Source organism: Agrobacterium sp. rho-13.3 (assembly GCF_033957765.2).
GTDB lineage: Bacteria > Pseudomonadota > Alphaproteobacteria > Rhizobiales > Rhizobiaceae > Agrobacterium.
Genome location: NZ_CP192774.1, coordinates 482,464 through 495,742 on the forward strand (window position 1 = coordinate 482,464; position 13,279 = coordinate 495,742).

12 protein-coding genes are annotated in these 13,279 nt (G+C 55.3%); 7 read left to right on the forward strand and 5 right to left on the reverse strand.

The window, feature by feature from the left end:
* Positions 1-13 precede the first annotated feature (13 nt).
* Positions 14-994: a LacI family DNA-binding transcriptional regulator gene (locus tag RMR16_RS02285; RefSeq protein WP_432354141.1), complete on the forward strand. Its 981-nt coding sequence runs from the start codon at positions 14-16 to the stop codon at positions 992-994.
* Between the two features lie 285 nt (positions 995-1,279).
* Here the strand turns inward: RMR16_RS02285 and RMR16_RS02290 are convergent, their stop codons facing one another.
* From RMR16_RS02290 to RMR16_RS02310, 5 genes are all read right to left on the reverse strand, one after another.
* The gene (locus RMR16_RS02290; RefSeq protein WP_320199117.1) at positions 1,280-2,665 is read right to left on the reverse strand and encodes a bifunctional cytidylyltransferase/SDR family oxidoreductase; all 1,386 of its coding nucleotides are present in this window, start codon (positions 2,663-2,665) and stop codon (positions 1,280-1,282) included.
* Between the two features lie 52 nt (positions 2,666-2,717).
* The gene (locus tag RMR16_RS02295; protein WP_320199118.1) at positions 2,718-4,235 is read right to left on the reverse strand and encodes a CDP-glycerol glycerophosphotransferase family protein; all 1,518 of its coding nucleotides are present in this window, start codon (positions 4,233-4,235) and stop codon (positions 2,718-2,720) included.
* 224 nt (positions 4,236-4,459) lie between these two features.
* Complete coding sequence (gene cysN / locus RMR16_RS02300) at positions 4,460-5,935, reverse strand: sulfate adenylyltransferase subunit CysN (RefSeq protein ID WP_320199119.1); 1,476 nt, start codon at positions 5,933-5,935, stop codon at positions 4,460-4,462.
* On the reverse strand, positions 5,935-6,888 hold the full coding sequence (cysD, locus tag RMR16_RS02305) for a sulfate adenylyltransferase subunit CysD (protein WP_320199120.1): 954 nt from the start codon (positions 6,886-6,888) through the stop codon (positions 5,935-5,937). The genes cysN and cysD overlap by 1 nt, the downstream gene beginning before the upstream one ends.
* Positions 6,889-6,913: 25 nt before the next feature.
* Complete coding sequence (locus tag RMR16_RS02310; protein WP_320199121.1) at positions 6,914-7,687, reverse strand: phosphoadenylyl-sulfate reductase; 774 nt, start codon at positions 7,685-7,687, stop codon at positions 6,914-6,916.
* A gap of 545 nt (positions 7,688-8,232) precedes the next feature.
* Between RMR16_RS02310 and RMR16_RS02315 the strand changes: the two genes are divergently transcribed.
* From RMR16_RS02315 to RMR16_RS02340, 6 genes are all read left to right on the forward strand, one after another.
* Positions 8,233-9,258, forward strand: a complete 1,026-nt coding sequence (locus RMR16_RS02315) for a sulfate ABC transporter substrate-binding protein (RefSeq protein ID WP_320199122.1) — start codon at positions 8,233-8,235, stop codon at positions 9,256-9,258.
* Positions 9,259-9,451: 193 nt separating this feature from the next.
* Positions 9,452-10,309, forward strand: a complete 858-nt coding sequence (gene cysT, locus RMR16_RS02320) for a sulfate ABC transporter permease subunit CysT (protein WP_320199123.1) — start codon at positions 9,452-9,454, stop codon at positions 10,307-10,309.
* The gene (gene cysW, locus RMR16_RS02325; RefSeq protein ID WP_320199124.1) at positions 10,302-11,174 is read left to right on the forward strand and encodes a sulfate ABC transporter permease subunit CysW; all 873 of its coding nucleotides are present in this window, start codon (positions 10,302-10,304) and stop codon (positions 11,172-11,174) included. Before cysT ends, cysW begins: the two co-directional genes overlap by 8 nt.
* Before the next feature lie 11 nt (positions 11,175-11,185).
* Positions 11,186-12,223 (forward strand): sulfate/molybdate ABC transporter ATP-binding protein, encoded by a 1,038-nt coding sequence (locus tag RMR16_RS02330; RefSeq protein ID WP_320199125.1) that lies wholly within the window; start codon positions 11,186-11,188, stop codon positions 12,221-12,223.
* Positions 12,224-12,601: 378 nt separating this feature from the next.
* A complete protein-coding gene (locus RMR16_RS02335) occupies positions 12,602-12,856 on the forward strand; it encodes a hypothetical protein (RefSeq protein WP_320199126.1) in 255 nt (84 codons plus the stop codon).
* Positions 12,853-13,278, forward strand: coding sequence for a hypothetical protein (locus tag RMR16_RS02340; protein ID WP_320199127.1), 426 nt, complete (start codon positions 12,853-12,855; stop codon positions 13,276-13,278). The genes RMR16_RS02335 and RMR16_RS02340 overlap by 4 nt, the downstream gene beginning before the upstream one ends.
* Position 13,279 lies beyond the last annotated feature (1 nt).

The window sequence follows — 13,279 nt, forward strand, 5'->3', positions numbered from 1 at the left end:
GAAGAGGACCGGTGTGAGCGCGATTACGGTTTCGCGCGCCCTGCGAGAGCCTGAAAAGGTGTCTGAGGCGCTACGGGATCATATTCTCGCCGTCGTCAACGAGATGGGTTACGTTCCAGATTTGAATGCAAGAGCTTTGGCCAGCGGCACTAGCGCGTTTATCGGCGTGCTTCTTCCGTCACTCTCGCACCCGGGGGTGAGTGCGGTGCTGAACGGCATCGAGGCGAGGGTGAGGGGAACCGAATATCGCATTCAATACGCCAACACGCATTATGATGCTGATGAGGAGATAAGGCAGTTACGCTCCTTTGCGGCACAGCGCCCCACGGGCATCATTGTGGCTGGCACTGAGAGCTGCGAAAATTTAAATGTGCTGGTGAATGAAGCCAAATGTCCTGTGGTGCAGACCATTGATTCCACTCTGGCCATGGACGGCATAGCCGTGGCGGTGGACCACAAGAAGGCGGCCATGGTCGCCACCCGACACCTGTTATCTCAAGGTTACAGGCGCTTCGGCTTGCTGGGCGGCGGGCAGGATATCAGAGTGCGCCTGCGTCAAGAGGGTTACACGGAAGTCATGCAGCAGGCGGGGCTGTTCGATGAGCGTCTCATCATCTGGCATGATGCGACGTCCAGTATCCATCTCGGCTCCCGGCTGATACGACGTTTCATCGAAGCCATGCCGGATGCCGATGGTGTGCTGTGCCACAACGACGATCTGGCCCTCGGCGCAATCTTTGAATGCCAGAGGCTGGGCATCCGGGTGCCGGAAGATTTCGGCATCTGCGGTTTCACCGACGTGGACTTCGCGGCCTCCATCGAACCACCCTTGACCACCATACGCGTGCCCCGCTTCGAGATGGGCTACACCGCCGCCGACATTCTGATCACGCTGGGCGAAGGCGGGGTTGTGAAGGAAAAAACACTGAACCTGGGCCTCGAACTGATGGAGCGAAGCACCACCCGGCGCGCCACCACAGCCTTGTCAGCCTAATCGACGACGGAACATTTCTCTCAAACAGCGCGTTACCTCTCCAACTTGAAAAGGAGAAGACATATGCTGAGAGCAATGATTTTATGGGCACTTGGCGTGCCGTTTTTCGTCGTATTGCTAATCTGGATGTTTTTCTTCTGATTACACGCTGAATATGCTGAAAATAATAGAAAAAGCGCGGGTTTCGACCTGCGCTTTTTGTTTGCACACCCAATTTTCCGAGGGGCGTGATATTTTCAGTGGAAGCATGTCGCGCAAAAGCGTTCAGCGGTCCGCGATACGCTTTTAGTTCAAGCCGCCCGGAATCGATGTTCGACGAACATCAATAATCAATCCTGTCGAATTGGCGGAGATTGCCGTTAGGGTGGTGCGGGCCACGTCATCCGGGTCCAGCAGTGTTAGCGGGTCTTCAATGCCAAAGTTTGCGGTGCGCATTGGCGTCTTCGTGCGCTCTGGATTGATGCAGTGAACGCGGATGCCATCATTGTGCCATTCCTCGGCAAGCGCTTGGGTCAGGTTCACAATCGCAGACTTTGTGGATGAGTAGATTGCGTAATATGCGCGGCCTCTCGTGTAAGAGCTCGATGTGAAATTGATAAGGGCTCCTCTTGACCGTATCAGATGTTCACGAGCAGCAGAGGCAACGTTGATGGCGCCATGGTAGTTGATTGCAACCATCTCGTTGATTTGCTGATGGGTCATTTGCGAAAGCGGGCGCTTGATCAAGATACCAGCGGTGTTGACGATTGCATCAATCGGGCGATCGTCGGAAGCAACTTTCGCAAGGAAACTATTCACTGAATTAAAATCAGCGACGTCCACGCTGTTGGATGAGCGGCTGGCGACGATGGCTTCGGCACCGTTGACGAGCGCCAAATCTCGAATGGACTTTCCAATACCGCTGCTGCCACCAAACAGCACAAGTCTCTTTCCGGCCAGCGATCTGAGATCAGCCTCGTTCGTCAAGTCGCTGGTGCGGGACTGCATGAGTTTTTCTGCAAGAAAAAGGTCTGTGGGTGTCGTGACCTTGATGTTGGTGTCGGCACCCTGAACCGTAGCGACGGGGAGATGGGGGAGCATTCCACGCACAACACCACAATCACATGTGAAGTCTTTCAGCCCCCCGGCGAGCGCTTTTTCATAGGCTTGCTTTAGCACGCCGAGAGTGAAGGCTTGAGGCGTCTGGCCTCTGCGCATCGTGCTTCTTGGCGGAATGCTGGAGATGCAGCCATTGTCATGGACGGCAACGATGGTGTCAGACGACGGAATAACCACGTCGACAGCGGGAAATACGTCCAATGCAGCGACGCAACGATGCAGAATTTCCTCGGTTACGAATGGTCGGACAGCATCGTGAAGCAGGACTTTTGTGCCGTCGTCATAATCATTCAGGGATTTGATGGCGGAATATGTCGAGTCCATCCGCTCATTGCCGCCGACGATGACCTTCGTAACCTTCGACCAACCGTTCAAATTGACGAGATGCCAGCATTGATCGACATAGTCCAAGCGGGTCACGACGACAATTTCGTCAATATGCGGGCTTTTTTCAAAGACGTCGACCGTATGCTCGATGACCATACGACCTGCCAGCTTCAAGAACTGTTTGGGGGTGGTTGCGCCAAAGCGCGCGCCAACGCCGCCACCCAAGATAACACCAACAGTCTTCATTTATGGCTCCGCTTGATTATGTCTGACGTATCGCGTGCGTCGTTTGAACGCTTCAGTTTAGACCGTCCCGGATACCTTCGGCGATCGTGTCGAGAATGACGGCAGAGGCTTTTCCGCGATGAGGAAGGATGTTGTCCAGGAGCGCTTTTCGTTCTTCTTCAAACTCCCACACCTTGCCGTCCTTGTATTCAAGAACGGCGTGCTTGAGCTGATCGAAGGTGGTGACGCGTCTGGAGGCTGCTTCTGCCAGCTTTCCTAAGCCATTGAACTCGACATGATTCTGGGAGTCGAAAAAGACCAATGGCTTGTTGAAGAGGTGGTATTCCGCAAGGAAGGATAGTCCATCCGATATCATAAGGTCCGATGCGGCAAAGAGCTGCCCGTACTGCTCCTCTGAAAAGGTGCAGTTTGGCAAATCATTCCATGCGTTTCTGATGATCGTACGCGCCTCAGGCGAGAGTACGCTGCCAAAAAGAGCCGGATGAGGTTTCAGCACGAAATCGATATCCGGGCTTTGTTTGGCCCACGACAACATCGATTCCCAGATGCGATCGAATACGCCAAAACCCAAACCGCCTCCGGTCCCTAGCGAATAGTGAGGTGCCCATACGACCTTGAAGTTCTGGCGATCCTTGTGAGAAATCGGCCAGGATGGCGCCTTATTGTCATCAAGCAAGCGGTCAAATTTTGGAAAGCCGCTGGTGATAAACTTCTTTGGGTCAGAATGCTCGAACGAACGGAAATACTCTTGTATTTTGGGCGTTTCGCAAAAAATCCGCCAAGCTGCGCGGTGAAAGGGCTGGTCAAAGCCGAACGCCGAAACATCTGTCACAACCGGATCGCCCAGCGACGCTGCGAGACTGAGCGCGTAGGGAACATAGCAAAGGCGGCTGAAGGTAAGCTCCTGAGTCCGAAATGCGGGCTGGACGCCCATATCCCACTGCTGCTGGCGGAATATTACGGCGGGTTTCAATGCCTTGAGAATATCCAGAGCGGCATAGGAATCGTCCATATTGAAGCGAAGATGGGGAATCCCTTTCTCCGAAAATGTGCTGCTCACCTTATCCTCACCCTCGAAAACGCCGCGCCCCAGAGTGGCGACATGAATGGAGATGATAATCGGATCGAACCTGTCATCCGCCACCATGGCATCATAGACGTCCGAAAGCGCATCCCACATGGGGATGGACTGGATGAGGAAAACCGTACGGATTGGAAAAATTCCGCGCGTCTGGTCGCGCAGGGCGATATTCGCGCTTTGCTTCAAGGAGGCGATCTCAAGTGCCTTCTGCCTGCTGTCATGTATGAAAGCCAGACCGATTTTTGATAGATCGCTGCGAAAGCTTCCGTCGGCGGTGGTCGTAACGGCGTTGGATAGCTCGGTGACTTTGCCGTCCAGCTCCAGTTGGACATGCTGCATATGTTGCAGCAGCTTCACCACTTCGATTTGGATTTCGCCGTGCGTTTCGGCGTTTTGCATCAAGGCATCCAGCCTCATGCCCATTTCGTCGATTTTCGCGGCGACAGAGTCAAGTCGGTCAGTCAATTGCAGAGAGATTGAAGCGTCCATAGAACCTGTTCCGAGTTTAACTGTGAATTCCGGAAGCGCGATCAGCGCATATACGGATTCGGACAGTGAATAAATTAACTACGGAAGTATCCTGCTGAACTGTAGTGGGGCTTGCGCGGCAACGCTCATCGACAAGATTGGGCTGTATGGCGGTAAAAAATATCTCGAAGCGCAAAAGGCACCGGTTTTGACCGATGCCTTTTATTGTGCGTCATCCAGATTTATCAATCCAGCTCGTTGATCAAACGAGATGCCGTGTCCGCGCTGACGCGGCGGACTTCGACTTCGTCGCGGCGGCTGGAGAGGAGCTCGTGGGCGAGCAGCGCTTCGGCCAGATCGGCGGGAAGGGAGACGATGACCCGTTCGCCTTGCGAGATTTTGCCCGTGTCGGCGCGTTTGCCGCTGATCATGCCGCCTGCCACCGTGTTGTTGGTGTCAGGGTCGATCAGGATGAAGGAGCCGGTCGCGCGGTTCTGCTCGTAGGCGTCGAAAATTGCGGTTTCGTCAAACGCGAGGCGCACCTTGCCGATGGCGTTCATCGGGAGCGTGTCCGTGTGCGCCTGCCATTGGCCATTTTTCAGGTCGAGCTGGGTCACGGGCTGCACGGTGACGCGCTGGCGGCGGCTGCCGCTTTTCAGCCAGTAACGCTTCGATGGTTCGATACCGCCCGGCTGCAAGGCCACGATCTGCGCATCGAACGCATGGCCGGTTTGCGGCTGTGCTTCGATGGACACAATCATATCGCCGCGCGAAACGTCCACCTGACGGTCCAGCACCAGCGTGATGGCATCGCCTGCAACGGCAGCGTTGCGCACCAGATCGAAGGTGACGATCTGCTTGACGTTTGCAACCATGCCGGATGGCAGGATGACGACGGAATCGCCGGGCTTCACAGATCCACCGGCCACGGTGCCCTGATAACCACGGAAGCTTTCGCCGGGGCGCGAAACGCGCTGGATCGGCAGGCGGAAACCACCCGTCTGCGTGGTGCGAACTGTCGCCAGTTCCAGCGCCTCGGCCAGTGTCGGGCCTTCATACCAAGGCATGGGTGCCTTGCCAGACAGAACGACATTTTCGCCCTTCAGCGCCGACATCGGAATAGAGGTGATCTGCTTGATGCCGAGCGATTTCGCAAATTCACGGAAGTCATGGGCGATCAGTTCGAAACCGGCCTTGTCATAATTCGTCAGGTCGATCTTGTTGACGGCCAGCACGAACTGACGGATGCCCATCAGCGCTGCGATTGTGGCATGGCGGCGGGTTTGTTCCAGAATGCCGGTGCGGGCGTCAACCAGCAGCACGGCCAGATCGGCCGTGGATGCGCCGGTTGCCATGTTGCGAGTGTACTGCTCGTGGCCGGGCGTGTCCGCCACGATAAAGGCGCGCTTGTCAGTCGCGAAATAACGATAGGCGACATCGATGGTGATGCCCTGTTCGCGTTCGGCCTGAAGACCATCCAGCAAGAGTGCGAAATCGGGCAGGCCGAGATCGTTCTGCTTGCCACTATCGCGGTGAAGCGTTGCGGCCTGGTCTTCCTTCACGGCCTTGGTGTCCCACAGCAGGCGGCCGATCAGGGTGGATTTGCCGTCATCAACGCTGCCGCAGGTGATGAGGCGCAATGGTCGTGTATCTCTCACGGCTTTTGCAGGCTCCACAAAAGGCAAAATGGTGGCGGATTGCGCATTGGTATTCTGTGTCATCAGAAATAGCCCTCACGCTTTTTCTTTTCCATGGAGCCGGACTGGTCGCGGTCGATAGCGCGGCCCTGACGTTCCGAAACGGTGGCGATTTCCAGCTCGGAAATCACCTCGTCCAGCGTTTTTGCTTCGGAGCGAATGGCGCCGGTCAGCGGGAAGCAGCCCAAAGTGCGGAAGCGGATCGTGTCCTCCTTCACCTCTTCGCCGGGTTGCAGTTCCAGGCGCTCGTCTTCGGCAAGGATCATCATGCCGTCACGCTCGACGTAACGACGGTTCTTGGCGTAATAGAGCGGCACGAGCGGAATGTTTTCCGCCTGAATGTAACGCCAGATATCCACCTCGGTCCAGTTGGACAGCGGGAAGGCGCGAACGCTCTCACCCTGACGAACCATGCCGTTATAGATGTTCCACAGTTCCGGGCGCTGGTTGCGCGGATCCCATTTGTGGTCGGGCGTGCGGAAGGAATAGATGCGTTCTTTGGCGCGGCTGGCCTCTTCATCGCGGCGTGCACCGCCGAATGCGGCGTCGAACTTGCCGGCATCCAGTGCCTGACGCAGCGCTTCGGTTTTCATGATGTCCGTATAGAGCGCCGAACCGTGACTGAACGGCGTCACGTTTTCGGTCTCGCCACGCGGGTTGGTGTGGGAAATCAGATCGAGATCGTATTCCTTGACGATATTATCGCGGAATTCGATCATTTCCTTGAATTTCCAGCCTGTATTGACGTGGAGCAGCGGAAAGGGAATGCGACCTGGGAAAAACGCCTTGCGCGCCAGATGCAGCAGCACGGACGAATCCTTGCCGATGGAATAAAGCATCACGGGATTGTCGAACTCTGCGGCGACTTCGCGGAAAATATGAATGGCTTCGTTTTCAAGGGCTTTGAGATGAGGATCGAGCGGCTGCTTGGGTGTGCTTACGCTGTTGCCTTCCGTTTCCGGAACTGCATTGGACATTTTAAACTCCGGCAAATACTGAATTTCAATTATCGGGAGAAGCTGATGGAATTGTGGAAGCTTGACGCTCGTCGGCCACATGCAGGCCGCACTCGCGCGTCTCGTCATTTTCCCACCACCATCGACCGGCGCGTTCTGGTTCGCCGGGTTTGATGGAGCGTGTACACGGCTCGCAGCCGATGGAGGGATAGCCTCTGCCATGCAGCGGGTTCACGGGAATGTTTTCCACGGAGACATGCGCCTTGATGGTGTCTATGTCCCAATCCGCCAGCGGATTGATTTTGATCAGATTGCGCTCTGCATCGAATTCCGCAAATGGCGTTGTCGCCCGGTTGCCGGATTGGCCACGGCGCAGGCCAGTGACCCAGAAACTTGCACCGTCCAGTGCTTTGGCCAGCGGCACCAGCTTGCGCACATGACAGCAGGCATGGCGCGCTTCAACACTGTCATAAAAACCGTTCAGACCGAATTTCGCGGCATAGGCGTCAATGTCATCCTGTTCAGGATAAAAGCGCTTGATCTTAATATCGTAACGCTCTTCCGTTTCAGAGATGAGGTTGACGGTTTCGGGAAACAGACGCCCGGTTTCCAGCGTGGAAACATCCACCGGCAGGCGATGCGTGCCGATCGCTGCCGTGATAACCTGATCTTCGATGCCGAGGCTGGTGGTAAACACCACACGTCCACCAAGCCCCGCAACACATGCGAGACGTCCCGCCAAATCAAGGCCCGCAAGCGTATCATCAAGCGATGCAACATCGTGGCTGGAAAGGGCATGTGGCGGGGTATTGATGGTCATTTCACCGGGTCCGAACTCTACTGGCTCGGATAATCCCAGAAATGCGCAAATTTTAACAGGAATGGCTATGCTTCTGCGCGCCGCTAAAGAGTAAATATCTCTCCTTCAAAGGCAATATGCGCAAAAGACTCCCATGGCCGCAATATATCAGCCCAACCGCACCGCATAAAACCAATTCGGCTTCGAAATGCAAGATGTTTTTGCGATATTTTCTGTAATTTTTGTAGATTTCTACTTCGAGGGATGAATGTGTACGGTGAACCAATAACCGCCAAAGATGCAGGCGGGGAGGATGGTTGTAGGAAAAACATTCCATTCACGGAAAATTTTAGCGCGGATGTGGCGAAAATACGGTAAAAATACGAACTGATTTTGCTCGTCGTGGTAATTTTCCACGTTACTTATTGCGTGTTTTGCGCAGAGCGCGGTGCATTTGTTGCCGTTGAAGTAACCTGAAAGGAAACACTTTTGCGAACGCGCCCAGCCTGATTGACCAACTCGACTGAACAAGTAGTGTTAAGCCCAGAGCATCTAGGAGGGTACCGATGTCCAAACTTCTTTCCAGCCTCAGCGCCATCGCGCTCAGCCTGTCATTCACTCTGGGTGCTGTTGCCACGGCGTCGGCAGAGACAAAACTTCTCAACGTGTCTTATGATCCGACCCGCGAGCTGTACAAGGATTTCAACGAGGCTTTCGCTAAAAATTGGAAAGCCGACACGGGTGAAGACGTCACCATTCAGCAGTCGCACGGCGGTTCCGGCAAGCAGGCCCGGTCGGTTATCGACGGCCTTGAAGCCGATGTCGTCACGCTGGCGCTTCAGAGCGACATCGACGCGATCGTCGCCAACAGCGGCAAGATCAATGCCGACTGGCGCACCCGCCTGCCGCACAACTCTTCGCCATACACATCCACAATCGTTTTCCTCGTCCGCAAGGGCAACCCGAAGGGCATCCATAACTGGGGTGATCTCGTCAAGGGCGACATCCAGATCGTCACGCCAAACCCGAAGACGTCCGGTGGCGCACGCTGGAACTACCTTGCTGCATGGGCATGGGCAAACGAAGAGTTCAAGGGCGACAAGGACAAGATCAAGGCCTATGTCGGTGAAGTGTACAAGCGCGCTCCAGTGCTCGACACCGGTGCTCGTGGTTCCACGGTCACCTTCGCACAGCGACAGATTGGTGACGTGCTGCTGGCTTGGGAAAACGAAGCCTATCTGGCCGGTGAAGAATTCGGCAAGGACGCTTTCGAAATCGTCGTTCCACCAATCTCCATTCTTGCCGAGCCTCCGGTTGCCGTCGTTGACAAGAACGTCGATGCCAAGGGAACACGCAAGGCGGCTGAAGCTTACCTGAACTATCTCTATTCGGACGAAGGCCAGAACATCGCTGCCAAGCACTTCTACCGTCCGTCCAACCCGGCGGTGGTTTCCAAGGATCTGTTGAAGCAGCTTCCGGATATCAAGCTCGTCACCATTGACGATCCACAGTTTGGTGGTTGGGCAAAGGCACAGCCGGAACATTTCGGTGACGGCGGCATCTTCGACCAGATTTACAAGCCCGCCAAGTAAGCGGATGATGTGAACAGACTGGACAGTTCGCACCACGTGCGGTCTGCACCGGAACGGATAAAAGATCGACCGGCCACAAGCCGGTCGTTGGCGCATAAGAGCATCGGACCGAAAAGCGTGCAGCGGTTTTCGTTTCGATGCTCAGACAAAAGCTGGTAGCGGACCGCTGCCTCGACTTTACCCCGGAGCCTTGATGAGCAATACCCCATCGCCAAGCAGATGGAAGTGGCGTCAGTCGAGTGTCCTGCCAGGATTTGGCCTGACGCTCGGTTACACGATTACCTACCTGTTTCTGATTATCCTTATTCCACTTGCCGGTCTGGTCTGGTCCACGGCACAACTGGGTCTGGCGGATTTTATCGCCATCGCCACAGACAGCAGAACACTCAATGCGCTGCGCGTCAGCTTCGGTACCGCCTTTCTGGCCGCACTCGTCAACGCCGTTTTCGGTGTCATCATCGCCTGGGTGCTGGTGCGGTATCGCTTTCCCGGTCGCCGTTTCGTGGACGCCATCGTGGATTTGCCATTCGCGCTGCCCACGGCTGTTGCCGGTATCGCGCTGACGGCGCTCTATTCCAATCGCGGCTGGGTTGGTTCGCTGTTTGAACCCTTCGGCATCAAAATCGCCTTCACACCATCCGGCATCGTCATCGCGCTGATCTTCATCGGTCTGCCTTTCGTGGTGCGCACGGTTCAGCCCGTCATGGAAGAAATCGACCGGCAGGTGGAAGAGGTTGCGGCCACACTTGGCGCAAACCGTTTCCAGACCATTTCCCGCATTCTGCTGCCGGGTCTGGTGCCTGCCATTTTGACCGGATTTGCGCTGGCCTTCGCGCGTGGCGTGGGTGAATACGGCTCGGTCATCTTCATCGCGGGCAACATTCCCTATGTCTCGGAAATCGCACCGCTTTTGATCGTCATCCGGCTGGAAGAATTCAATTATGCCGGTGCCACGGGCATCGCTACGATCATGCTGATCATTTCTTTTGCCATGCTCTTCGTCATCAATCTCATTCAGGCGTGGAGCCGCAAGAGGTACGGTTATGCCTGATAACGCGCACGCCATCAAAACCCGTCCGTTTCAAGACCCGGCAAGCGAAAGCCCGACGGCGAAGCTGGCGCTCATCGCCATCGCCTTTCTGTTTTTGGCGCTGGTCCTGTTTCTGCCTCTGGTCTCGGTGTTTTTCGAAGCTTTCCGCAAGGGGGCAGGTGCTTTCTGGGCCGCAATCGTTGAGCCGGATGCGCTATCCGCCATCCGCCTGACGCTGCTTGTCGCAGCCATTTCCGTTCCACTGAACCTTGTGTTCGGTGTTGCCGCCGCATGGGCCATTGCGAAATTCGAGTTCAAGGGCAAGGCGTTTCTGATCACGCTGATCGACCTGCCATTCTCTATTTCGCCGGTTATATCAGGCCTCGTCTACGTCATCCTGTTTTCATCGCACAGCCTGCTTGGCCCGTGGCTGAAAAGTTATGGCATCGACATTCTGTTCGCCGTGCCGGGCATCGTGCTGGCCACCATTTTCGTGACCTTTCCCTTCGTGGCGCGTGAATTGATCCCGCTGATGCAGGACCAAGGTACGGGCGATGAGGAAGCGGCGATTTCGCTCGGTGCGACCGGCTTGCAGACCTTCTGGTATGTCACGTTGCCCAACATCAAATGGGGGCTGCTCTACGGGGTGTTGCTGTGTAATGCGCGTGCCATGGGCGAGTTCGGTGCCGTCTCGGTGGTCTCCGGCCACATTCGCGGCGAAACCAACACCATGCCGCTGCACGTCGAAATTCTCTATAACGAGTACAATCTCAGCGCGGCCTTTGCAGTGGCGACATTGCTTGCGGGTCTGGCGCTCGTTACCCTCGTTCTCAAAACCATTCTTGAAATTCGCTTTGGCGCGGGCAACGCCGCCAGCAAGCATTAAAGGGCATTTTTATGGAAGTAAAAGTTTCCGGTATCACCAAGCAGTTCGACCGCTTTCCGGCGTTGAACGATGTGTCTCTGAACATTCGTTCCGGTGAGTTGATCGCACTTCTTGGTCCATCCGGCTCCGGTAAAACGACGCTTCTGCGCCTGATTGCCGGTCTGGAACAGCCGACACATGGCCAGATATTTTTTGGCGATGAAGATGCTTCCCACCGCACGGTTCAGGAACGCAATGTCGGCTTCGTGTTCCAGCACTACGCGCTGTTTCGCCACATGACGGTGGCCGAAAACATCGGCTTTGGCCTCAAGGTTCGGCCTTCATCCAGCCGTCCGCCGAAAAAGGAAATCCGCAAGCGCGTGTCCGATCTTCTGGACATGGTGCACCTTTCCGGCCTTGAAAAGCGTTACCCCAACCAGCTTTCCGGCGGCCAGCGCCAGCGCGTGGCGCTTGCCCGGGCCGTTGCCATCGAACCCAAGGTTCTGCTTCTGGATGAGCCGTTTGGCGCGCTGGATGCAAAGGTGCGCAAGGAACTGCGCCGCTGGCTGCGCGAATTCCACGACCGCACGGGCCACACCACCGTTTTCGTCACGCATGATCAGGAAGAAGCGCTGGAACTGGCCGACCGCGTGGTCGTCATGAGCCAGGGCAAGATCGAACAGGTCGGCACGGCGGATGATGTCTATGACACGCCCAACTCGCCCTTCGTCTTCTCCTTCATCGGCGATTCGTCCAACCTGCCGATTACCATCCGGGATGGCCATGTGCTGTTCCAGGGGGAAAGCATCGGTATCAGCGAAAGCGAAGCAGGCGAGGGCGATCTTTTCTTCCGTCCCGAAGATGTGGTGCTGACGACCGAGCGCGACGCGCTCTACGGCAAAGTCACCACCTGTCGCCGCCTCGCCGGCACCCGCATTGCCGAAATCGACATCGCCAATAACGGCCACGAGCCCTATCACCTCGAAATCGAAGTGCCGCTCGACGCATCTGTCGCGGTGGGTAACGAATTGCGCTTTCGCCCAACGCGATGGAAAGTGTTTCGTAAGTAAGAGCCGACACAGCCCGAAATGCCGTCGTCTGCTGTAGGCACAATAGGAAAAGGGCCGCTTTTGGCGGCCCTTCCATGAGTTTGGTCATTGTTACAGACCCGAAACGTTTATCAACGTTTCATTGGAAGGCGGATCAAGCCGAGGGCTGCCTCGTCAAAATCAAATCCTTTCCACTGCCTGCTACGAAGACCGAAATCTCATTAGACATTGGATCACCTTCCTTTCACTACGTTGAACATAAGAAGAAGGTAATACGATTCGGCGAGATTGCAAGAGGGTTGAGAAGCAGAAAGGCTGCGCCTGACAAATGCGCAACGGGTCGCTCTTTACAATAATACGCAAATTACGTATTTTGCGTATTATTAGAGGAGATACGCTATGGCACATTCAATACAAGTTCCGGCCACCGCTTTTTCCCGCAGCTTCGGAAAATATCGGGATGAAGTCTATAAGGCTGGTGTGATTGAGGTTACCTCGCACGACCGCGTTGTGGGCGCCTACATCAGTCCGAAAGAGCTCGACCATTTCAATGAGCTGAAAAAGCGTGAACGTCAGGCAATCCACGTTAGCGAAGCCGATGACGATCTAATTGAGGCGATCAAGAACGCTCGATGGGGTGAAGTTTCCGAGTGAAGTATCCCGTTCCATCTCAAGGTTTGGTTGTTCGATATAATTATCTTTGGCATAAAGATCACATCGCAGGTGTGTCCGATAGTGGAAAGGATAGACCTTGTGCTATTGTCCTCTATTCATCCAAAAAGGGAAACGCTGCTGTCGTGCCGATTACTCATTCTCCTCCGGAGGTGGGTGAGGAGGATTTGTCGATGGAAATTCCTCCCGATATCTGCAAGGCGATTGGTCTTGATGAAGACGTGAATTGGATACGGGTAAGCGAGCTTAATATGTTCGACTGGCCGAGTGTGCATCTTCGGCCTCTCCCGAATGATCCGTCCCGGTTTGATTATGGTTTGATGCCACGCGAGTTCTTTGAGCAGGTTCGCGATCGTGTGGTTGAACTGATGATGCAGAAACGTGTCGTTCAGACGAAGCGATAAA

Coding starts and splice junctions, on each gene's coding strand:
- RMR16_RS02330 (WP_320199125.1), top strand. CDS start 11,186: ATGGAAGTAAAAGTTTCCGGTATCACCAAGCAGTTCGACCGCTTTCCG.
- cysW (WP_320199124.1), top strand. CDS start 10,302: ATGCCTGATAACGCGCACGCCATCAAAACCCGTCCGTTTCAAGACCCG.
- cysN (WP_320199119.1), bottom strand. CDS start 5,935: ATGACACAGAATACCAATGCGCAATCCGCCACCATTTTGCCTTTTGTG.
- RMR16_RS02310 (WP_320199121.1), bottom strand. CDS start 7,687: ATGACCATCAATACCCCGCCACATGCCCTTTCCAGCCACGATGTTGCA.
- RMR16_RS02315 (WP_320199122.1), top strand. CDS start 8,233: ATGTCCAAACTTCTTTCCAGCCTCAGCGCCATCGCGCTCAGCCTGTCA.
- cysT (WP_320199123.1), top strand. CDS start 9,452: ATGAGCAATACCCCATCGCCAAGCAGATGGAAGTGGCGTCAGTCGAGT.
- RMR16_RS02295 (WP_320199118.1), bottom strand. CDS start 4,235: ATGGACGCTTCAATCTCTCTGCAATTGACTGACCGACTTGACTCTGTC.
- RMR16_RS02335 (WP_320199126.1), top strand. CDS start 12,602: ATGGCACATTCAATACAAGTTCCGGCCACCGCTTTTTCCCGCAGCTTC.
- cysD (WP_320199120.1), bottom strand. CDS start 6,888: ATGTCCAATGCAGTTCCGGAAACGGAAGGCAACAGCGTAAGCACACCC.
- RMR16_RS02290 (WP_320199117.1), bottom strand. CDS start 2,665: ATGAAGACTGTTGGTGTTATCTTGGGTGGCGGCGTTGGCGCGCGCTTT.